Raw genomic sequence first — 19972 nt, forward strand, 5'->3', positions numbered from 1 at the left:
CCCGTGACTGGCTTGTTTATAACGCTGGAGGGCCCGGAGGGCGCCGGCAAGAGCACCAACCGCGAATTCCTGGCCGAACGCCTTCGGACTGCGGGGATCGAGGTGGTGCTGACCCGCGAGCCGGGCGGTACGCCGCTGGCGGAGCGGATCCGTGAGGTGCTGCTGGCGCCGGCCGAAGAAGTGATGAACCCCGACACCGAGCTGTTGCTGGTGTTCGCCGCCCGGGCACAACACCTGTCCGAGGTGATTCGTCCGGCCCTGGCCCGTGGCGCAGTGGTGCTCTGCGATCGCTTTACCGATTCGACCTATGCCTATCAAGGTGGTGGCCGGGGCTTGTCCCTGGAGCGCATCGCGGCACTGGAAACCTTTGTCCAGGGCGACCTGCGACCGGACCTGACGCTGGTGTTCGACCTGCCGGTGGAAATCGGCCTGGCCCGTGCCAGCGCCCGTGGTCGGCTGGATCGTTTCGAGCTTGAGGGCGAGGCATTCTTCAATGCCGTGCGCAACGCCTTCCTGAGCCGTGCCAAGGCCGATCCGGCGCGTTACCTGTTGATCGATGCCTCCCAGCCGCTGACCCAGGTCCAGCAATCGCTGGACAGCCTGTTGCCCGGTTTGCTGGAGCGTGTCCGTGGCTGAAGCCTATCCCTGGCAGGACGGTCTCTGGCAACAACTGGCCGGTCGTGCCCAGCATGCCCATGCGTACCTGCTGCATGGCCCGGTCGGGATCGGCAAGCGGGCACTGGCCGAACGCCTGATGGCCCACCTGCTGTGCCAGCGCCCGGGCGCCTCGAACGCGTGCGGCGAGTGCAAGTCCTGCCTGCTGCTCAAGGCTGGCAGCCATCCCGATAACTATGTGCTGGAGCCGGAGGAGGCGGACAAGGCGATCAAGGTCGACCAGGTCCGTGATCTGGTCAGCTTCGTGGTCCAGACCTCACAGCTGGGTGGGCGCAAAGTGGTGCTGATCGAGCCGGTCGAGTCGATGAACATCAACGCCGCCAATGCCTTGCTCAAGAGCCTCGAGGAGCCTTCTGGCGACACCGTCCTCTTGCTGGTCAGTCACCAGCCGAGTCGCTTGCTGCCGACCATCAAGAGCCGTTGTGTGCAACAGGCCTGCCCGTTGCCGAGCGAGGCGATGAGTTTGCAATGGTTGGCCCAGGCCTTGCCCGACAGCACCGATGACGAGCGTGTCGAATTGCTGACCCTCGCCGCCGGTTCGCCCCTGGCGGCCGTCAGCCTCCAGGCCCAGGGTGTGCGTGAGCAGCGGGCGTTGGTGGTGGACGGGGTGAAGAAGCTGCTCAAGCAGCAGCAATCACCGACGCAATTGGCCGAGGGGTGGAACGCCATCCCGCTGCTGTTGCTGTTCGACTGGTTCTGCGACTGGTCGAGCCTGATCTTGCGTTACCAGCTTACCGACGATGAGGCGGGCCTGGGGCTGGCGGACATGCGCAAGGTGATTCAGTACCTGGCGCAAAAAAGCAGCCAGGACAAAATCTTGAACATTCAGGACTGGTTGCTTGCCCAACGTCAGAAGGTGCTGAGCAAGGCGAACCTCAACCGGGTGCTGTTGCTCGAGGCATTGTTGGTGCAGTGGGCGAGCTTGCCGGGTCGTAACTGACAGACGTCGCCAAGGCTCCTAGACTCAGTACGAAAAGTCTTGAGACGAAGGTCAGGCAAGGCGAAAACAGCCGAGGAACGCCCGGGGTCGCGTCCGACTGTACTGGAATACATGAGCATTCCGAGGCTGTTTTCAACGCAGCATGAACAAGTATCAAGGCTTTTCGTACTGAGGCTAGACTCAGCTCAATCGCAGCGGAGAACAGCATGAACGAACCTGTCAGTCCCGGACCGCGCAACGGCATCCTGTCCCTGGCCATCAAGGACAAGTCGGTGCTTTACGCCGCCTACATGCCTTTCATCAGGAATGGCGGCCTGTTCATTCCCACCAACAAGCATTATCGACTGGGGGATGAAGTGTTCATGCTGTTGAGCCTGATGGATGAACCGGAGAAAATCCCGGTCGCCGGCAAGGTGATCTGGATGACCCCCAAAGGTGCCCAGGGCAACCGAGCGGCCGGCGTCGGCGTGCAGTTCAATGACGGCGACAGCTCAGCCCGCAATCAGATCGAAACCCACCTGGCCGGAACCCTGAAGTCCGACCGTCCCACCCATACGATGTAGCCCGACCCTTTATGCTCGTAGATTCCCATTGTCACCTCGACCGTCTCGACCTTGCCGCCCATGGCGGTTCCCTGGATGCAGCGCTGGACGCTGCCCGTCAGCGGGGCGTCGGACACTTCCTGTGCATCGGTGTCAGCGCCGACAATGCCGCCGACGTCAAGGTCCTGGCCGACCGTTATGAAGATGTCGACTGTTCGGTCGGTGTCCATCCGCTGGATGTCCAGCCCGATGCTGCGCCGGCCCTGGACTGGCTGTTGCGTGAGCTCGACCATCCAAGGGTCGTCGCCATCGGTGAAACCGGCCTGGACTACCACTACGAGCCGGAAGCCGCCGAAGTGCAACAGGCTTCATTCCGCCTGCACCTGGACGCCGCGAAGCAGACTGGCAAGCCGGTGATCATCCACACCCGGGGCGCTCGGGCTGACACCCTGGCCTTGCTGCGCGAGGCCGCGCTGCCCCAGGCCGGCGTGCTGCACTGTTTTACCGAAGACTGGGACATGGCCAAGGCAGCGCTGGACATGGGGTATTACATTTCCCTGTCCGGGATTGTCACGTTCCGCAACGCCGATGCCTTGCGTGACGTGGCCAGCAGGGTGCCGGCCGACCGGTTGCTGGTGGAAACCGACTCGCCGTACCTGGCCCCGATCCCGTATCGCGGCAAGCCGAATCTTCCGCAATATGTGCGGGAGGTGGCGGAGTTCCTGGCAATGCTGCGTGGCGAATCCTACGAGCGGTTCGCTGACCAGACGACGGAGAATTTCAAACGGTTGTTTCCGCTGGCTCACGTCCGGTCGGTCAAGGCTTGAATTTCGAACAAAAAAAACCCGGGTTCTGGGGGGTGAATCCGGGTTAAGACCATTAGGAGTAAAACAAAGGCACGCGGTCCTTTGGTACCTTTACCGGCGCGTCACTTGGGGGAGATGTCGCGCCGACAATTGAAGTATTGATCAGGATACCGACGCGTCCAGTTTGCCCGGGGCGGTTTTTAAACAAATTTGGAATACGCTCGCTTCGGATAAGTTCTCACTGTCGCCACCGGTTGTCGGGACGACGCGGTAGCGCAAGCGGCAGCGAGCCAATGTTGTACGATTTTGTGAGGAACTATGGCCGGGAACGGATGATCCGTGCATTTTTGCGTAAGTTAGGCATAATACCCGGCTTCGAATTTTGACCTTCAGACCTTTTTCTTATGCACAAAGAACCTCGTAAGGTCCGTGAGTTTCGCCGCCGCGAGCAGGAAATTCTCGACACCGCGCTCAAGTTGTTTCTCGACCAGGGCGAAGACAGCGTCACCGTCGAGATGATTGCGGATGCTGTGGGTATCGGCAAAGGCACGATCTATAAACATTTCAAATCCAAGGCGGAAATCTACCTGCGCCTGATGCTCGATTACGAGCGCGATTTGAACGAATTGCTGCATTCGGCGGACGTGGACAAGGACAAGGAGGCGCTGTCCCGGGCCTACTTCGAATTCCGCATGCGCGATCCCCAGCGCTACCGCTTGTTCGACCGCCTGGAAGAGAAGGTGGTCAAGGGCAACCAGGTGCCGGAGATGGTCGAGGAGCTGCACAAGATCCGCGCTTCGAACTTCGAGCGCCTGACGTTGCTGATCAAGGGCCGGATCAGCGAAGGCAAGCTCGAAGATGTGCCACCTTACTTCCACTACTGCGCTGCCTGGGCGTTGGTGCATGGTGCGGTGGCGTTGTACCACTCACCGTTCTGGAGCAACGTGCTGGAGGATCAGGAAGGTTTCTTCCAGTTCCTGATGGACATCGGTGTGCGCATGGGCAACAAGCGCAAGCGCGATACCGACGTACCGAGCAGTTAAGGCATTCAGATACCTGATTGCGCCATGTCCGCTTACATGGCGCAGTGCCCCAGTAATATACTCAGGCTTGGGTCTTGCGAAAACCTGAATTCTAGGTCAAGTTTCGTAGGTCCGATTTTTCTTTCGCCGGAGTCATCCATGATCGTTGACCGTCAGGGCAGGCGTTTTCGCAATTTGCGGATCAGCCTGACTTCCGCCTGCAACTACGCCTGCACCTATTGCGTGCCCGACGGCAAGCGCCTGGTGGCGGCGCAGGACGAATTGTCGGCCGAGGCGATGGCGCGAGGCGTGGCTTACCTGATCGAAGCTGCCGGCATCGAGCGACTGCGCATCACCGGGGGCGAGCCGTTGGTCAGTCCCAAGCTCGAACGCTTCATGACGGCGGTGGGGCAGATGGGGCTGGAGGACATCAGCCTGACCACCAACGGCCAGTTGCTGGCGAAGAAGTTGCCTTTGCTGGTGGGGGCGGGCATCCGTCGCATCAACGTTTCCCTCGACACCCTGGACCCTGCCGCATTTCGCAGCATCGCCCGCGGCGGCGACCTGGCGACGGTACTCGACGGCATGGACCAGGCCCATGCGGCGGGCATGAAGATCAAGGTCAATATGGTGCCGTTGCGGGGGCAGAACCTGGATCAGGTGATGCCGTTGCTCGAATACTGCCTGGCGCGTGGCTATGAGCTGCGCTTCATCGAGCTGATGCGCATGGGGCACCTGGCCAGCGATTCCAACGGGTTCTTGCAGCAGTTTGTCAGCCTGCAACAACTCTTGAGCCTGATCGGCGACCAGTATGAATACTTGCAAGCCGACGCCCCAGTGGATGCGACGGCGGTGCGCTATGAGATCCCAGGCATGGGATATTTCGGTGTGATCGCCAACGAAAGCGTGCCTTTCTGCCGTACTTGCTCGCGGTTGCGGTTGTCTTCCACAGGCTGGTTGCATGGTTGCCTGTCCTCGAGCAACCGTCATTTCGTCGGCGACCTTCTGGACAAACCCCGTCACGAGGCGCTGCCGGCCCTTCAGCGGCTGTTGGTCAAGGCCTTGGGGGACAAGCAAGAGGTAGCGTTTTCCGGCGGCGCAACCATCATGAAGATCATCGGCGGCTGATCCCACGCAATCGCGGGCAAGCCTTGCTCCCACAGGTACGGTGTTTACCCTGTGGGAGCAAGGCTTGCCCGCGATTACATTGTTCCAGTCAATCCATTTTCATTGAGCTGGCGCAAAAGCTGCATTCAACGGCCATTCGCCGGTTTTCCGACACCGGTTTCTGGAGGGTAGGATGCGTAGCATGGTTTTGCTGCTGGCCGTTTTGGCGCTGGCTGGCTGTATGAATGTCAGCGACATGGGGGAGGGCGTTCGTTATCACATGAGCGACGCCGGTCTGCTGGATCACAGCGACAGTCGCCGTGTGAATAACCTGCGTATTCAGCCCGATTCGTTCATCTACATCGCCCAAGGCGCTTTCGCACCGCCAGGCGGTGCCTATCCGCGTCCCAATGTCGTGGCCGAAGAAGCCTTTAACGGGTTCATCGAATATTTCCCGATGGTCCGTCGCGCCCGGGTTCCCGAAGGGCTTGATCAGGCCATGGGCGAAGCCCGTGCTGCCGGTGCTCACTATTTGCTGTACACCCGGTTCGCCAAGGCCGACAACCGCATCGGCAATTCTGACGAATGGCTGGACGAAGAAGCCGTGGATCGTCTGGGAGTCGACACCAGTGTGATCCAGATCATGTTGATCGAGACCAGCACCCAGTATTTGATTGATACTGCACGTATCAAGAGTCGTGGCGGTTTACTGACGTTGCACGACAAGCAGCCACAAGACCTCATCGCCACGCCTTTGCGTGAATATGCCCGCAGCCTGCTGGGGATGAGCGACGAGTAAATACAAGGAGTCACCATGAGCGGACCGCAAAAAGCCAATGACCTGCTGGGGCAGATCCCCAAGACCAAAGGCCTGCCGCCGGTCCACTTATGGAACCCCGACTTCTGCGGCAACATCGACATGCGCATCGCACGCGATGGCACCTGGTACTACCTGGGCACGCCCATCGGCCGCAAGCCGATGGTCAAGCTGTTCTCCACCATCATCCGCCGCGACGGCGATGACTACTTCCTGATTACCCCCGTGGAAAAAGTCGGCATCCAGGTCGATGATGTGCCGTTCGTGGCCGTGACCCTGGAGGTCGAGGGCCATGGCGAAGGGCAGTTATTGCGCTTCACCACCCACGTCGATGAAACCACCGAGGCCGGCCCTGATCATCCGATGCGGGTCGTGATCGATCCGCACACCCAGGAACCGGCGCCCTACGTGCATGTGCGCAGCAACCTCGAAGCGTTGATCCACCGAAATGTGTTCTACCAGTTGGTGGAGCTGGCGGTGAGTCGTGAGATCGACGGGCAGCGCTGGTTGGGGGTGTGGAGTGGCGGGGTGTTCTTCCCCATTGGCCTGGAACCGTAACCCTGTGGGGCGAGCCTGTGGGAGCAAAGCTTGCTGGCGATAAAACTGCCAGCGCGGATGTTGGCTGACACTACGCCTTCGCGAGCAAGCTTCGCTCCCACATGTGTGCCCAGAACGAATTCAATTGACAGCCAATCATATGATGATTAGCGTGAGCCACCAATAAGAGTGGCCCGCGGGGTTTTCATGTCCAGCAGTTTTCACGCATCGACCGTCGATTGGCTCGGCGGTTGGATTGCCGCCGGCCAGGTCAAGCCTGGGCAGACCATCAAGGTCGAGGCGGACCTGGGCGAGCAACTGGGGGTCAGTCGCACGGTGATTCGCGAGGCGATCAAGACCCTGGTGGCCAAAGGCATGCTCGAGGTCGGGCCAAAAGTGGGGACGCGGGTGCTGCCGGTACGGCGCTGGAACCTGTTCGATCCCCAGGTGGTCGGCTGGCTGTCACGCAGCGGTTTGCCAGAGAACTTTGTCGATGACCTGTTGGATCTGCGCCGCACCATCGAGCCAATGGCGGTGCGCTGGGCCTGCGAGCGGGCGACGGTCGAGCAGGTTCAGGCGATCCGCCTGGCCTACCATGCGCTGGAGCGGGCCGTGGACAGCGGCGTCGACTACAACCGGGCCGACCAGTTTTTCCACGAGTGCATCCTCGCCGCCAGCCACAATCAATTCATAGAACAAATGGTCCCGGCCCTGGGCGCGTTGCTGGCGGTGTCGTTCGAGGTATCGGCTGCCGATCCGGATGAACTGCGCCGCACCTTGCCCATCCACAAGGACATCGCCGAAGCTATCGCGTCCCGCGACGCGACACGGGGCGTCTGGGCCTGCATGACCCTGATCGACAACGCTGACCTGGCCATCAAGCGCTTCTACCCTCATGTGATGGCGGGTCGTACAGACATTGCCGGGCAAGCCGGAAACAGGAGGTTTCAATGATGTGGAAGGCGGTAACGGAGCACCGGGCGAAACTGGGCGAGGGGCCTTTCTGGGACGAGCCGACCCAGGCGCTGTATTGGGTCGACATCGCCGGCAAACAGGCGCTGCGGTTGATCGGTGCCAATGTACAGATCTGGCAGATGCCCGAGCATGTGTCGGCCTTCATCCCCACACAGAGTGGTGATGCGCTGGTGACATTGAGCAGCGGTGTCTACCGGTTGGATCTGGACTCGCCGGGCCTGGAGCCGCGCCTGACGCTGCTGTGCATGGCCGATCCCCAACCCGGTAACCGCGCCAACGAAGCCCGTTGCGATGCCCTGGGCCAGCTGTGGCTCGGGACCATGCAGAACAACATTGGGGAAAACGGTGAGGATCTGCCCCTGGAACACCGCTCCGGCGGCTTGTTTCGCGTGGGCGCCGATGGCCGGGTCATGCCGTTGCTGCGCGGACGGGGCATTCCCAACACGCTGTTGTGGAGCACTGATGGCACCACGGTGTATTTCGGTGAAAGCCTCGACGGCACGTTGTACCGGCATTTCATCCATCCCGATGGCAGCCTGGCGCCCGCCGAAGTCTGGTTTGGCCCTCATTCGCGCGGCGGCCCGGACGGCTCGGCGATGGATGCCCGGGGTTATGTCTGGAACGCCCGCTGGGATGGCAGCTGCCTGCTGCGAATCAACCCTGATGGACAGGTCGACCGGGTGATCGAACTGCCGGTCAGTCGTCCCACCAGCTGTGTGTTCGGGGGAGAGGATCTCAAGACTCTGTACATCACCAGCGCAGCCAGTCCGTTGGCGCATCCGCTGGACGGCGCGGTGCTGTCCATGCGGGTCGATGTGCCGGGTGTGAGCTGTACGCGGTTTGCGGGTTAAATCCCAAAATATGGGATGTAAATATATATATTGAGATTGTTTGGTGGCCGGGTTTATAGTCGGCTCCATCAGCAACATGCATTCACACTAAAAAAACAAAACAGGTGAAGCGATGCAACGATCCATCCCCGTACGCCCCGGTGGCGTACGTGACCCACTGTCCTCCCAGCGCCTTCGGCCGGTCATCCCTGGATGCCCGGTTTTTGTCGTGGCTGCGGATAGCGGAGTCGTGAGCCATGGCTGAAGCGCTTTCCTTGCCGCCAGTGCCCGAGCCCCCCAAGGGCGAGCGGCTGAAAAACAAGGTGGTGTTGCTGACCGGTGCCGCCCAGGGTATTGGCGAGGCCATCGTCGCTGCGTTCGCTTCGCAACAGGCGCGCCTGGTGATCAGCGACATCCAGGCCGGCAAAGTCGAACAGGTTGCCGCTGATTGGCGTGAACGCGGGGCGGACGTGCAAGCGTTGCAAGCCGATGTGTCGAACCCGCAGGACCTGCAGGCCATGGCCCGCCGTGCCGTTGAATTGCACGGCCGCATCGATGTGCTGGTGAATTGCGCCGGCGTCAATGTGTTCCGCGACCCGTTGGAAATGACCGAGGAAGATTGGCGCCGCTGCTTCGCCATCGACCTGGACGGTGCCTGGTATGGCTGCAAGGCTGTGTTGCCGCAGATGATCGAGCAGGGCGTGGGCAGCATCATCAATATTGCTTCGACCCATTCGTCCCACATCATCCCCGGCTGTTTTCCTTATCCGGTGGCCAAGCATGGCTTGCTCGGCCTGACTCGCGCCCTGGGCATCGAATACGCACCCAAGGGCGTACGCGTCAACGCCATCGCACCGGGCTACATCGAAACCCAACTGAACGTCGACTACTGGAACGGTTTTGCCGATCCTCATGCCGAACGCCAGCGTGCGCTGGATCTGCACCCGCCACGCCGCATCGGGCAACCGATCGAAGTGGCAATGACGGCCGTGTTCCTGGCCAGTGATGAAGCACCTTTCATCAACGCTTCATGCATCACCATTGATGGTGGACGTTCGGTCATGTACCACGACTGAACATTCCGGATTGCAGTCTGAAACTTTGCCTGTAATCCAATCATCATACGATATGACTATTTGGATCTATGCTGTAGCAACTTGCTGTGACCGCCCAGCCTGCGCTTTGCCACCGATGGTGGAGCAGACCCTGGACGTTTGGCTTTCAATAAAAAAAACAAGGAGTCAACTATGAATCATCGTCGTGGGATCCGTTCCCTGTGCCGCGTTGCCTTGGCAGTTGCCGCGGTCGGTCTCAGCAGTACCTTGCTGGCGGCTGAAGAAGTGAAGATCGGTTTTCTGGTCAAGCAGGCCGAGGAGCCCTGGTTCCAGACCGAATGGGCGTTCGCTGAAAAAGCGGGCAAGGACAAGGGCTTCAAGGTCATCAAGATTGCTGTGCCCGATGGCGAGAAGACCCTCTCGGCCATTGACAGCCTCGCGGCCAACGGCGCCAAGGGCTTCGTGATCTGCCCGCCGGACGTGTCCCTGGGCCCGGCCATCATGGCCAAGGCCAAACTCAACGACATGAAAGTCATCGCCGTCGATGACCGTTTCGTCGATGCCAGCGGCAAGTTCATGGAAGACGTGCCGTACCTCGGCATGGCCGCGTTCGAAGTGGGCCAGAAGCAGGGTGCCGCCATGGCTACTGAAGCCAAAAAACGTGGCTGGGACTGGAAAGACACCTACGCGGTGATCAACACCTTCAACGAGTTGGACACCGGCAAGAAACGCACCGACGGTTCGATGGACGCCCTCAAGAAAGCCGGTATGCCGGACGACCACATCCTCACCACGGCGCTCAAGACCCTCGATGTACCGGGGAGCATGGACTCCACCAACTCCGCCCTGGTGAAACTGCCCAGCGGCGCGAAGAACCTGATCATCGGCGGCATGAACGACAACACCGTGCTGGGTGGCGTACGCGCGACTGAAAGCGCCGGCTTCAAGGCAGACAACGTGATCGGGATCGGCATCAACGGCACCGACGCCATCGGCGAGCTGAAAAAACCCCACAGCGGTTTCTTCGGTTCGATGCTGCCTAGCCCGCACATCGAAGGCTACAAGACCGCCGAGATGATGTTCGAGTGGGTCACCACCGGCAAGGAACCACCGAAGTACACCGCCATGGACGAGGTGACGCTGATCACTCGGGAGAACTTCAAGCAGGAGCTGGAAAAGATCGGCCTGTGGAATTGACGGCCGGTTGATTCAAAAGCGGCCCTGGTGTCTTGGGGCCGCTTGATCTCTGTGAGTTCGAGGTGGTTATGCAAGCGCAAACAGCGACACAGCAACACAACATCGGCGCCAGCTTGCGATTCAACGGAATCGGCAAAGCCTTTCCCGGCGTGCAGGCGTTGGCCAATATCAGTTTTGTCGCCCATCCAGGCCAGGTTCATGCCTTGATGGGGGAAAACGGCGCGGGCAAGTCCACGTTGCTGAAGATTCTGGGTGGGGCCTACATCCCGAGCAGCGGCGAGCTGCAGATCGGCGAGCAGACGATGGCCTTCAAGTGCACGGCCGACAGCATCGCCAGCGGCGTGGCGGTGATTCACCAGGAGCTGCATCTGGTGCCGGAAATGACGGTGGCCGAGAACCTGTTCCTGGGCCACCTGCCGGCCCGTTTCGGCCTGGTCAATCGTGGCGTGTTGCGCCAGCAGGCGTTGGCGCTGCTCAAGGGCCTGGCCGACGAAATCGATCCCCAGGAAAAAGTCGGTCGCCTGTCCCTCGGCCAGCGCCAACTGGTGGAAATCGCCAAGGCCTTGTCCCGGGGCGCTCATGTGATTGCCTTCGATGAACCCACCAGCAGCCTCTCTGCACGGGAAATCGACCGCTTGATGGCGATCATCGCGCGCCTGCGGGACGAGGGCAAAGTGGTGCTGTATGTGAGTCACCGCATGGAAGAGGTGTTCCGCATCTGTGACGCGGTGACGGTGTTCAAGGATGGCCGCTACGTGCGCACCTTCGACAACATGAGCGAGTTGACCCACGATCAGTTGGTCACCTGCATGGTCGGTCGCGATATCCAGGACATCTACGATTACCGTGCCCGTGAGCGCGGTGAAGTGGCGCTGCAGGTCGATCGCCTGCTCGGTCCGGGGCTGCGTGAGCCGGTGAGTTTCCAAGTGCACAAAGGTGAAATCCTCGGCTTGTTCGGGCTGGTGGGGGCCGGACGCACCGAATTGCTGCGATTGCTCAGCGGCCTGGAACGCCAGACCGAAGGGAGCCTGGTCTTGCACGGTGAGGCGCTGAAACTGCGTTCGCCCCGGGACGCCATCGCCGCCGGCGTACTGCTCTGCCCGGAAGACCGCAAGAAGGAAGGCATCATGCCCCTGGCCAGCGTCGGCGAGAACATCAACATCAGCGCTCGCAGTGCCCACTCCACCCTCGGCTGCCTGTTGCGCGGCGATTGGGAAAAGGGCAACGCCGACAAGCAGATCAAGGCGTTGAAAGTGAAGACGCCGACGGCGGGGCAGAAAATCATGTTCCTGTCCGGCGGCAACCAGCAGAAGGCGATCCTCGGTCGCTGGCTGTCTATGCCGATGAAAGTCCTGTTGCTGGACGAGCCCACCCGCGGCATCGACATCGGTGCGAAGGCGGAGATCTACCAGATCATCCACAACCTGGCGGCCGAGGGCATCGCGGTGATTGTGGTCTCCAGCGACCTGATGGAAGTGATGGGCATTTCCGACCGGATCCTGGTGCTGTGCGAAGGGGCCATGCGCGGCGAGCTGCCGCGTGCCGAGGCCAACGAATCCAACCTGCTGCAACTGGCGCTGCCACGCCAACGCGTTGCCGACGCGGCGAACTGAGAGGTAAATCATGACCATTCAAAACAATGCACTGCCAACGGCACGCAAACCCCTGGACATGCGTCGGTTCCTGGACGACTGGGTCATGCTGCTGGCGGCCATCGGCATCTTCGTGCTCTGCACGCTGTTGATCGACAACTTCCTGTCGCCGCTGAACATGCGGGGCCTGGGCCTGGCAATTTCCACCACCGGCATTGCCGCCTGTACCATGTTGTATTGCCTGGCATCCGGGCACTTCGACTTGTCCGTCGGCTCGGTGATTGCCTGCGCCGGCGTGGTCGCGGCGGTGGTGATGCGCGATACCAACAGCGTGTTCCTGGGTGTCAGCGCGGCGCTGGTGATGGGGCTGATCGTTGGCCTGATCAACGGCATCGTCATTGCCAAGCTGCGGGTCAATGCCTTGATTACCACGTTGGCGACCATGCAGATCGTTCGCGGCCTGGCCTACATCTTTGCCAATGGCAAGGCAGTGGGCGTGTCCCAGGAATCGTTCTTCGTGTACGGCAACGGCCAGTTGTTCGGGGTGCCGGTGCCGATCCTGATCACCATCGTCTGCTTTCTGTTTTTCGGCTGGTTGCTGAACTACACCACCTATGGGCGCAACACCATGGCCATCGGTGGTAACCAGGAAGCCGCGTTGCTGGCGGGGGTGAACGTCGATCGCACCAAGATCATCATCTTCGCCGTGCATGGCGTGATCGGCGCGCTGGCGGGGGTGATCCTGGCCTCGCGCATGACCTCTGGCCAACCAATGATCGGCCAGGGTTTCGAACTGACGGTGATCTCGGCCTGCGTCCTGGGTGGAGTCTCGTTGAGCGGTGGGATCGGCATGATCCGTCATGTGATTGCCGGGGTGTTGATTCTGGCGATCATCGAGAACGCGATGAACCTGAAGAACATCGACACCTTCTACCAATACGTCATCCGTGGCTCGATCCTGTTACTCGCGGTGGTCATCGACCGCATGAAACAGCGCTGAAACCTGCTTCGACCGGGCGGGCCCCATCGCGGGCAAGCCCGGTTCCCACGGGTCTTGTGTCAGCCACAAAACCAGCGCCCGCCCAGACCGCATGTGGGAGCGGGCTTGCTCGCGAAGGCGTCGGCATATTCAATATCAATGTTGGCTGATCTGGTGCTATCGCGAGCAGGCTCGCTCCCACAGGTTTTTTGTCTGTCGCGAAGCCCGCAGACGCCGCAGACCGCATGTGGGAGCGAGCCTGCTCGCGATGGCGGCCGATCAGGCCGCTTTGCGCAGCGCCTCGATCAACTCCTGCTTGCGCATCTTCGAACGCCCGGGAATGTTTTTCGCCCGGGCTTCTTTCATCAGGCTGTCGACCGTCTGGGTTTCATGGGAAGTCTTGCTGCTGCGCGGATGGCCTTCCCGGGTCTTGGCTGCACGACGGGCCGATTCCTTGCGGTCGGTTTTCTTTTCCGCGGCAGGTTTGTGCTTCCCTGAGCCGCCGGAACGTTCGCCGCCGCCGGACTGTTTGTTCACCGTCGCCCAAGCGCGTGCCTCGGCCGTGTCCTCGGAGAGGCCTTTCTTCTGGTAGCTTTTTTCGATGTGCTCGGCCTTGCGCTTTTGCTCGGCGGTGTATTTGTCTTTGCTTCCACGAGGCATGGGATTCTCCTCCTCAAATGTGTGAGCAGAGGCTACTGGCTGGCGCCACCTTCGGAGCCCGAACCACCGGTGGTGGTTTTCGAGCCCACGCCGGTTCCGGCGTTATCGGGCGCTGTAGAGTCCGGTGTGTTCATGCCGCCCTGGCGGCCCATGTCATTGCCCTGCACACGCGGATCGGTACCTGTGGCGGGTGGCTGGCCATTGTTCAAGGTGCCGCCGCCGGTGCCATCGGTGTTCAACTTGGGCATGCCCTGGGTGGCCGGCGAGTTGGGTGCCTCCACCGGGTCGGTCGGTCCGGTACCGGAGGTGGTCGCCGCGAAGGCCACCGAAGACAGCAGTGCGGCAAATGTGAACGCAGTCAGCCTTGAAGTGATCATGGTGTCGCCTCCATTTTTCAGATGCTTGCCTGATCTTGGGCCGTGCGGGATCGGGGTTGGTGCCTTGCTTGCGACGAATGGTGCTTTCGCAGGAGCAGTCATCATTTGGATTGAAATGTGACGAGCGCCACGTAGCGGCTTAGTATGGCGCTTTCAATTGGCTACAAGGCCCGTTCATGTCGATCGAGATCCGTCCCGCGCAACCCAGCGATGCGCCTCAAATCCTTGCCTTCATCACCGAGCTGGCCGACTACGAAAAGGCCCGTCACGAAGTCATCGCCAGTGTGGCCGACATCGAGCGCAGCCTGTTCAGCGAAGGCGCGACCGCCCACGGGCTGATCTGCCTGCGCGATGGCGTACCGATTGGTTTCGCGGTGTTTTTCTTCAGCTACTCCACCTGGTTGGGCAGCAACTGCCTGTACCTCGAAGACCTCTACATCACGCCCGAACAGCGTGGCGGCGGGGCGGGTAAGACGTTGTTGCGCCATCTGGCCAAGGTCGCCTGCGACAACGATTGCGGTCGTTTCGAATGGAGCGTCCTGGACTGGAACACACCGGCGATCGAGTTCTACAAATCCCTCGGCGCGCAACCCCAGGAAGAATGGGTGCGCTACCGGATGGACGGCAAGGTGCTACGGGATTTCGCCCAAGGCAACTGATGGCTCAGGCGTGGTTGGCGGAGGCCCATTCGGCAAATCCGGGCCGCTGTTCCAGACGCTTGCAGTATGCCGCCACGGCCGGGTAGTCCGGCCGTTCCATGGGCGTCTGGCGCCAGCGGTGCACGGACAGGCCGATGAGCACATCTGCTAGGGAAAACTCCGCTCCGGCCACATAGGCGCCCGTACGGCTCAACTGCTGTTCAAGCAATCCCATCTTCTCATTCCAGCCTTTGACCCCAGCGGCAATCTGCTGCGGGTCCTGGCAGCTGGGATCCTTGCGCACCAGGGCATAGAACGGATAACCCCATGACGGGTTGAGTTCCGTCGCCTGCCAATCCATCCACTGCTCGATTCGCGCCCGTGCGGCAGGTTCGACGGCAAGCAGGTCACTGCGTCCATGCTTGCCCACCAGATAACGGCAGATGGTGTTCGACTCCCAGAGCACACCGTTCTCATCGATGATCACCGGTACCTGGGCATTGGGGTTAAGCGCCAGGAACGCAGGATCGTGGGTGGAGTTGAAGCCGATGCCCCAGTCTTCGCGTTCGTAGGAAATGTCCAGTTCCTGGCAAGTCCACAACACTTTTCTGACGTTGATCGAAGAAGTGCGACCGAGGATTTTCAGCAGTTGTGCCATGTCGTTGTCCCTGAGAGTTAAGGCATCCGGACAGGAAACGTAGCAGGGTCGTGGATGGATGGCGATGGTTTAGGATGGTTTTGTTGTTATCCCAATATGTGGGAGTGACATTTATATATTGAGATTTTTCTGCGCCCAGGTTTATAGTCCGTGCCACTCACTGCCAAAAAACAGAACAGGTGAAGCGGATGCAGGCGCAATTGATCGCGCTCGATTGGGGGACGACCTCACTACGGGCTTACAAACTCGCCGCGGGAGGCGAGGTGCTCGAACAGCGCTCGCTGTCGTCGGGGATCATGCAGTTGCCCTCCGGGCCGCGGACCGTGGCCGGTCGGGAATGCACCGACGGTTTCGAGCTGGCGTTCGACGAGGCCTGCGGTGATTGGTTGGACGCGCAGCCGGGCCTGCCCGTCATTGCCTGCGGCATGGTCGGCAGCGCCCAGGGTTGGTGCGAAGCGCCTTACTGCGACACACCGGCTAACGTCGCCAATCTCGGACATTCCCTACAAACCGTTCGGAGCCTTCGCGGTGTCGATGTGCACATCGTGCCAGGGGTGATCCAGCGCTCGCGGTTGCCCAATGTCATGCGCGGCGAAGAAACCCAGGTACTCGGCGCCCTGCACAGCTTGCCGAACGAAGCGGTGCTGATCGGCCTGCCTGGCAGCCACTCGAAGTGGGTGGAAGTGGCCGACGGTTGCATCGTGCATTTCGACACTTTCATGACCGGTGAAATCTTCGCCGTGCTCAGCGACCACAGCATTCTCGGCCGTACCCAACAGCGCGGTGCTGCGTTCGATGGCGTGGCCTTCGATCGGGGTGTGCAGGTGGCGCTGTCGACGGACGGACAGGTCGGTCCGCTGTCCACCGTGTTCAGCGCTCGCAGCCTGGGGCTGACCGGTGAACTTGGCGCGAGCGCCCAGGCCGACTATCTCTCTGGCTTGTTGATTGGCCACGAGCTGACGGCGCTGGCCGCCGCACAGCGGCATCGGCGCAACAGCGTGCATTTGCCGACGGTGGTCTTGATCGGCAATTCCCAACTCTGCGCCCGTTATCAGCGGGCTCTCGACGCCTGCGGCTTTGCCCGGGTGACCCTGGCCGAACAGGCTACCGAACGAGGTTTGTGGCAACTGGCCGTGGCGGCCGGGCTGCTCGAGTCCAGCGCATCGCGTTAAACCTGACTGGAGGTCTGACATGCTCACACAAGCACTGGCGCACAACGGGCTGATCGCGATCTTGCGCGGTCTGCGTCCCGAAGAGGCGGCAGCCATCGGCGAAGTCCTGTACAGCGCCGGATTTCGCGTCATCGAAGTACCGCTCAATTCCCCCGAGCCGTACGAAAGTATCCGCATCCTGCGCAATACCTTGCCCGCCGACTGCCTGATCGGCGCTGGCACCGTGCTGACCCCAGAGCAGGTGGAGCAGGTGAAGGCTGCCGGCGGCCAGGTGATCGTCATGCCCCACAGCGATCCGAAGGTGTTGCGGGCGGCGAAAGCGGCGGGGCTTTACCTCTCGCCCGGGGTCGCCACGCCTACCGAGGCATTTGCCGCGCTGGCCGAAGGCGCCCATGTGTTGAAACTGTTTCCTGCCGAGCAAATGGGCCCGGCGGTGGTCAAGGCCTGGCTCGCGGTGTTGCCGACCGGGACCGTGCTGGTGCCGGTGGGTGGGATCACGCCGGACAACATGGCGGTGTTCCTCGAGGCGGGCGTCAAGGGGTTCGGCCTGGGCTCCGGGTTGTTCAAGCCGGGCATGACGGCAGACGAAGTCGCGGTGCGCGCCAAGGCTTACGTGGCCGCATGGAATGCCTTGAACTGAAGACTTTTCCAGCGCTGCGTGCGCTGCATCTGACAAGAGAGACAACAAGATGAAAATCACCAAACTGACCACCTTCATTGTTCCGCCGCGCTGGTGCTTCCTCAAGGTCGAAACCGACGAGGGTGTGACTGGCTGGGGCGAGCCGGTGGTCGAGGGCCGTGCCCATACGGTGGCGGCCGCCGTCGAGGAATTGTCCGACTACCTGATCGGCAAAGACCCGCGCAATATCGAAGACATCTGGACCGTGCTGTATCGCGGCGGCTTCTATCGCGGTGGCGCCGTGCACATGAGCGCCCTGGCCGGTATCGACCAGGCGCTGTGGGACATCAAGGGCAAGGCCCTGGGGGTGTCGGTCAGCGACCTGCTGGGCGGCCAGGTGCGCGACAAGATCCGCGTCTATTCCTGGATCGGCGGCGACCGGCCGGCGGACACCGCCCGCGCAGCGAAAGAAGCCGTGGGACGGGGCTTCACGGCGGTGAAAATGAACGGCACTGAAGAGCTGCAGTTTCTCGACACCTTCGAGAAAGTCGACCTGGCCCTCGCCAACGTGGCAGCGGTGCGGGACGCAGTAGGGCCGAACGTCGGCATCGGCGTCGACTTCCATGGCCGGGTTCACAAGCCGATGGCCAAGGTGCTGATGAAGGAACTCGACCCGTACAAGCTGATGTTCATCGAAGAGCCGGTGCTCAGCGAAAACTACGAAGCCCTCAAGGAACTGGCGCCGCTGACCAGCACGCCGATTGCTCTCGGCGAGCGTCTGTTTTCCCGCTGGGATTTCAAACGGGTGCTCAGCGAAGGTTACGTCGACATCATCCAGCCGGATGCGTCCCACGCCGGTGGTATCACCGAAACCCGCAAGATCGCCAACATGGCCGAGGCCTACGACGTGGCGCTGGCGCTGCACTGCCCGCTGGGCCCGATCGCCCTGGCGGCGTGCCTGCAACTGGATGCGGCTTGCTACAACGCGTTCATCCAGGAGCAGAGCCTGGGCATCCACTACAACGAGAGCAACGACCTGCTGGATTACGTCAAGGATGCGCGGGTGTTCGACTACGACAAAGGCTTCGTGAAGATCCCCAACGGCCCGGGCCTGGGCATTGAGATCAACGAGGAGTACGTCATCGAACGCGCCGCCGTCGGCCACCGCTGGCGCAATCCGATCTGGCGCCATGCCGATGGCAGTTTTGCCGAGTGGTGAGTTCCCAGGCCCACCACTGAACCTTGTGGGAGCGAGCCTGCTCGCGATCGCGGTGGGTCAGCTGATTAATGCGCTACTGACATACCGCCATCGCGAGCAGGCTCGCTCCCACAAAGGATCTCCATCGGCAAGGAGGTCCCCATCCTCGCGTCCGTTTCCTCAATAAACATAAGAAGAGGCACCTCACATGCAAGCGCACACCCTGAGCGCGCAGGCGTCGTTGGTGACGCCCAGCCGCAAGCGTTTTTTCATCATGGTCCTGCTGTTCATCACCGTGGTGATCAACTACCTGGACCGCAGCAACCTGTCGATTGCCGCCCCCGCGCTGACCAGTGAACTGGGCATCGATCCGATCCATGTCGGGCTGATCTTCTCGGCGTTCGGCTGGACCTACGCCGCCATGCAGATTCCCGGCGGCTGGCTGGTGGACCGCGTGCCGCCGCGGATTTTGTACAGCGTCGCGTTGCTGTTGTGGTCGGTGGCCACGGTGATGCTCGGTTTCGCCGCCAGCTTCATCGCTTTGTTCGTGCTGCGCATGGCGGTCGGGGCCCTGGAGGCGCCGGCCTATCCGATCAACAGCCGTGTAGTGACCACCTGGTTCCCTGAGCGCGAGCGGGCCACGGCCATTGGTTTCTACACTTCCGGACAATTCGTTGGCCTGGCTTTCCTGACGCCGGTGCTGGCCTGGCTGCAGCACACGTTTGGTTGGCACATGGTCTTCGTGGTGACCGGCGCGGTCGGCATTCTCTGGGCGGTGATCTGGTACGCGGTGTATCGCGAGCCGCGGGATTTCAAGGGCGCCAACGCTGCTGAAATCGATTTGATTCGCGAGGGCGGCGGGCTGGTGGACATCCAGGCCGAGGCGGCCAAGGCCAAGGCGAAATTCAGCTGGACCGACCTGGGTGTCGTGCTGACCCGGCGCAAGCTGTGGGGCATCTATCTGGGCCAGTTCTGCCTGAACTCCACGCTGTGGTTTTTCCTGACGTGGTTCCCGACCTACCTGGTGAAATATCGTGGCATGGACTTCATCAAGTCTGGCCTGCTGGCATCGTTGCCCTTTCTCGCGGCGTTTGTCGGCGTGTTGTGCTCCGGGTTCTTTTCCGACTGGCTGATCCGGCGCGGCGCCACGGTCGGGTTCGCCCGAAAGCTGCCGATCATTGGCGGCTTGCTGATCTCGACCTCGATCATCGGTGCCAACTTCGTTGAATCGACACCGCTGGTGATCGCGTTCCTGGCGCTGGCCTTCTTCGGCAATGGCCTGGCGTCGATCACCTGGTCGCTGGTGTCGACCCTGGCGCCGGCGCGGCTTCTCGGGCTGACGGGTGGGGTGTTCAACTTCATCGGCAACCTGGCGGCCATCGCCACGCCGATTGTCATTGGTTTCCTTGCCAGCGGCGATTCGTTTGCCCCGGCCATTACCTATATCGCCGTTCTGGCGCTGGTGGGCGCGTTGTCCTACATCCTGCTGGTCGGGAAGGTCGAGCGCATCGAGTTGTAGTCCGACGGGGCGGGCGACCATAATGCCGCCCCGTTCCCCGCTCACTGTTGAAGGTCG

At 61.3% G+C, this 19972-nt stretch carries 22 protein-coding genes; 19 read left to right on the top strand and 3 right to left on the bottom strand.

Features of this window, described 5'->3' with window-relative positions; translation table 11 throughout:
* Positions 1-3: 3 nt before the first annotated feature.
* The 14 genes from tmk (at position 4) to araH (ending at position 13095) form a co-directional block, all read left to right on the top strand.
* Positions 4-636 carry a dTMP kinase gene (gene tmk, locus FGE05_RS25775; RefSeq protein WP_139649381.1) on the top strand — a complete coding sequence of 211 codons (633 nt, stop codon included), beginning with the start codon at positions 4-6 and terminating at the stop codon, positions 634-636.
* The gene (locus tag FGE05_RS25780) at positions 629-1615 is read left to right on the top strand and encodes a DNA polymerase III subunit delta' (protein ID WP_139649383.1); all 987 of its coding nucleotides are present in this window, start codon (positions 629-631) and stop codon (positions 1613-1615) included. The genes tmk and FGE05_RS25780 overlap by 8 nt, the downstream gene beginning before the upstream one ends.
* 206 nt (positions 1616-1821) lie before the next feature.
* A complete protein-coding gene (locus FGE05_RS25785) occupies positions 1822-2178 on the top strand; it encodes a PilZ domain-containing protein (RefSeq protein ID WP_024776899.1) in 357 nt (118 codons plus the stop codon).
* Between the two features lie 11 nt (positions 2179-2189).
* The gene (locus tag FGE05_RS25790; protein ID WP_139649385.1) at positions 2190-2984 is read left to right on the top strand and encodes a TatD family hydrolase; all 795 of its coding nucleotides are present in this window, start codon (positions 2190-2192) and stop codon (positions 2982-2984) included.
* 383 nt (positions 2985-3367) lie between these two features.
* Complete coding sequence (locus FGE05_RS25795) at positions 3368-4006, top strand: TetR/AcrR family transcriptional regulator (RefSeq protein WP_003204240.1); 639 nt, start codon at positions 3368-3370, stop codon at positions 4004-4006.
* Between the two features lie 138 nt (positions 4007-4144).
* Complete coding sequence (locus FGE05_RS25800; protein ID WP_139649387.1) at positions 4145-5113, top strand: GTP 3',8-cyclase MoaA; 969 nt, start codon at positions 4145-4147, stop codon at positions 5111-5113.
* Positions 5114-5285: 172 nt separating this feature from the next.
* Positions 5286-5891 carry a DUF4823 domain-containing protein gene (locus FGE05_RS25805; protein ID WP_139649389.1) on the top strand — a complete coding sequence of 202 codons (606 nt, stop codon included), beginning with the start codon at positions 5286-5288 and terminating at the stop codon, positions 5889-5891.
* Between the two features lie 15 nt (positions 5892-5906).
* The gene (locus FGE05_RS25810; protein WP_139649391.1) at positions 5907-6467 is read left to right on the top strand and encodes a DUF1285 domain-containing protein; all 561 of its coding nucleotides are present in this window, start codon (positions 5907-5909) and stop codon (positions 6465-6467) included.
* 186 nt (positions 6468-6653) lie between these two features.
* Positions 6654-7400 carry a FadR/GntR family transcriptional regulator gene (locus FGE05_RS25815; protein WP_139649393.1) on the top strand — a complete coding sequence of 249 codons (747 nt, stop codon included), beginning with the start codon at positions 6654-6656 and terminating at the stop codon, positions 7398-7400.
* Entirely contained in the window at positions 7397-8272 is an 876-nt protein-coding gene (locus tag FGE05_RS25820; RefSeq protein ID WP_139649395.1) for an SMP-30/gluconolactonase/LRE family protein, read from the top strand. The genes FGE05_RS25815 and FGE05_RS25820 overlap by 4 nt, the downstream gene beginning before the upstream one ends.
* Positions 8273-8508: 236 nt before the next feature.
* Positions 8509-9327, top strand: a complete 819-nt coding sequence (locus FGE05_RS25825) for an SDR family oxidoreductase (protein WP_139649397.1) — start codon at positions 8509-8511, stop codon at positions 9325-9327.
* Positions 9328-9498: 171 nt separating this feature from the next.
* Positions 9499-10503: a substrate-binding domain-containing protein gene (locus FGE05_RS25830; protein ID WP_047699126.1), complete on the top strand. Its 1005-nt coding sequence runs from the start codon at positions 9499-9501 to the stop codon at positions 10501-10503.
* Between the two features lie 68 nt (positions 10504-10571).
* Entirely contained in the window at positions 10572-12116 is a 1545-nt protein-coding gene (gene araG / locus FGE05_RS25835; protein WP_139649399.1) for an L-arabinose ABC transporter ATP-binding protein AraG, read from the top strand.
* A 10-nt stretch (positions 12117-12126) separates the two neighbouring features.
* Positions 12127-13095: an L-arabinose ABC transporter permease AraH gene (araH, locus tag FGE05_RS25840; protein ID WP_041020454.1), complete on the top strand. Its 969-nt coding sequence runs from the start codon at positions 12127-12129 to the stop codon at positions 13093-13095.
* Positions 13096-13353: 258 nt separating this feature from the next.
* On the opposite strand, the gene FGE05_RS25845 is transcribed toward araH, so the two are convergent.
* Positions 13354-13734, bottom strand: coding sequence for a Rho termination factor N-terminal domain-containing protein (locus FGE05_RS25845; protein ID WP_139649401.1), 381 nt, complete (start codon positions 13732-13734; stop codon positions 13354-13356).
* Positions 13735-13766: 32 nt separating this feature from the next.
* Complete coding sequence (locus FGE05_RS25850; protein WP_139649403.1) at positions 13767-14111, bottom strand: hypothetical protein; 345 nt, start codon at positions 14109-14111, stop codon at positions 13767-13769.
* A 176-nt stretch (positions 14112-14287) separates the two neighbouring features.
* On the opposite strand from FGE05_RS25850, the gene FGE05_RS25855 reads away from it, so the two are divergent.
* Positions 14288-14770: a GNAT family N-acetyltransferase gene (locus tag FGE05_RS25855; protein WP_003179435.1), complete on the top strand. Its 483-nt coding sequence runs from the start codon at positions 14288-14290 to the stop codon at positions 14768-14770.
* A gap of 4 nt (positions 14771-14774) precedes the next feature.
* On the opposite strand, the gene FGE05_RS25860 is transcribed toward FGE05_RS25855, so the two are convergent.
* Positions 14775-15407: a glutathione S-transferase family protein gene (locus FGE05_RS25860; RefSeq protein WP_139649405.1), complete on the bottom strand. Its 633-nt coding sequence runs from the start codon at positions 15405-15407 to the stop codon at positions 14775-14777.
* A gap of 188 nt (positions 15408-15595) precedes the next feature.
* On the opposite strand from FGE05_RS25860, the gene FGE05_RS25865 reads away from it, so the two are divergent.
* From FGE05_RS25865 to FGE05_RS25880, 4 genes are all read left to right on the top strand, one after another.
* Complete coding sequence (locus FGE05_RS25865) at positions 15596-16579, top strand: 2-dehydro-3-deoxygalactonokinase (protein WP_139649406.1); 984 nt, start codon at positions 15596-15598, stop codon at positions 16577-16579.
* 19 nt (positions 16580-16598) lie between these two features.
* The gene (locus FGE05_RS25870) at positions 16599-17219 is read left to right on the top strand and encodes a 2-dehydro-3-deoxy-6-phosphogalactonate aldolase (protein WP_139649408.1); all 621 of its coding nucleotides are present in this window, start codon (positions 16599-16601) and stop codon (positions 17217-17219) included.
* 49 nt (positions 17220-17268) lie between these two features.
* A complete protein-coding gene (gene dgoD / locus FGE05_RS25875; RefSeq protein WP_024776883.1) occupies positions 17269-18417 on the top strand; it encodes a galactonate dehydratase in 1149 nt (382 codons plus the stop codon).
* A gap of 187 nt (positions 18418-18604) precedes the next feature.
* The gene (locus tag FGE05_RS25880; protein ID WP_139649410.1) at positions 18605-19915 is read left to right on the top strand and encodes an MFS transporter; all 1311 of its coding nucleotides are present in this window, start codon (positions 18605-18607) and stop codon (positions 19913-19915) included.
* Positions 19916-19972 lie beyond the last annotated feature (57 nt).

This window comes from Pseudomonas sp. ICMP22404 (genome assembly GCF_006227205.1).
Taxonomy (GTDB): Bacteria; Pseudomonadota; Gammaproteobacteria; order Pseudomonadales; family Pseudomonadaceae; genus Aquipseudomonas.

What these genes read in the sequence shown, in the direction of transcription:
- FGE05_RS25785 (WP_024776899.1), top strand. Translation starts at nt 1,822, where the DNA reads ATGAACGAACCTGTCAGTCCCGGACCGCGCAACGGCATCCTGTCCCTG.
- FGE05_RS25790 (WP_139649385.1), top strand. Translation starts at nt 2,190, where the DNA reads ATGCTCGTAGATTCCCATTGTCACCTCGACCGTCTCGACCTTGCCGCC.
- FGE05_RS25795 (WP_003204240.1), top strand. Translation starts at nt 3,368, where the DNA reads ATGCACAAAGAACCTCGTAAGGTCCGTGAGTTTCGCCGCCGCGAGCAG.
- FGE05_RS25800 (WP_139649387.1), top strand. Translation starts at nt 4,145, where the DNA reads ATGATCGTTGACCGTCAGGGCAGGCGTTTTCGCAATTTGCGGATCAGC.
- FGE05_RS25805 (WP_139649389.1), top strand. Translation starts at nt 5,286, where the DNA reads ATGCGTAGCATGGTTTTGCTGCTGGCCGTTTTGGCGCTGGCTGGCTGT.
- FGE05_RS25810 (WP_139649391.1), top strand. Translation starts at nt 5,907, where the DNA reads ATGAGCGGACCGCAAAAAGCCAATGACCTGCTGGGGCAGATCCCCAAG.
- FGE05_RS25815 (WP_139649393.1), top strand. Translation starts at nt 6,654, where the DNA reads ATGTCCAGCAGTTTTCACGCATCGACCGTCGATTGGCTCGGCGGTTGG.
- FGE05_RS25820 (WP_139649395.1), top strand. Translation starts at nt 7,397, where the DNA reads ATGATGTGGAAGGCGGTAACGGAGCACCGGGCGAAACTGGGCGAGGGG.
- FGE05_RS25825 (WP_139649397.1), top strand. Translation starts at nt 8,509, where the DNA reads ATGGCTGAAGCGCTTTCCTTGCCGCCAGTGCCCGAGCCCCCCAAGGGC.
- FGE05_RS25830 (WP_047699126.1), top strand. Translation starts at nt 9,499, where the DNA reads ATGAATCATCGTCGTGGGATCCGTTCCCTGTGCCGCGTTGCCTTGGCA.
- araG (WP_139649399.1), top strand. Translation starts at nt 10,572, where the DNA reads ATGCAAGCGCAAACAGCGACACAGCAACACAACATCGGCGCCAGCTTG.
- araH (WP_041020454.1), top strand. Translation starts at nt 12,127, where the DNA reads ATGACCATTCAAAACAATGCACTGCCAACGGCACGCAAACCCCTGGAC.
- FGE05_RS25845 (WP_139649401.1), bottom strand. Translation starts at nt 13,734, where the DNA reads ATGCCTCGTGGAAGCAAAGACAAATACACCGCCGAGCAAAAGCGCAAG.
- FGE05_RS25850 (WP_139649403.1), bottom strand. Translation starts at nt 14,111, where the DNA reads ATGATCACTTCAAGGCTGACTGCGTTCACATTTGCCGCACTGCTGTCT.
- FGE05_RS25855 (WP_003179435.1), top strand. Translation starts at nt 14,288, where the DNA reads ATGTCGATCGAGATCCGTCCCGCGCAACCCAGCGATGCGCCTCAAATC.
- FGE05_RS25860 (WP_139649405.1), bottom strand. Translation starts at nt 15,407, where the DNA reads ATGGCACAACTGCTGAAAATCCTCGGTCGCACTTCTTCGATCAACGTC.
- FGE05_RS25865 (WP_139649406.1), top strand. Translation starts at nt 15,596, where the DNA reads ATGCAGGCGCAATTGATCGCGCTCGATTGGGGGACGACCTCACTACGG.
- FGE05_RS25870 (WP_139649408.1), top strand. Translation starts at nt 16,599, where the DNA reads ATGCTCACACAAGCACTGGCGCACAACGGGCTGATCGCGATCTTGCGC.
- dgoD (WP_024776883.1), top strand. Translation starts at nt 17,269, where the DNA reads ATGAAAATCACCAAACTGACCACCTTCATTGTTCCGCCGCGCTGGTGC.
- FGE05_RS25880 (WP_139649410.1), top strand. Translation starts at nt 18,605, where the DNA reads ATGCAAGCGCACACCCTGAGCGCGCAGGCGTCGTTGGTGACGCCCAGC.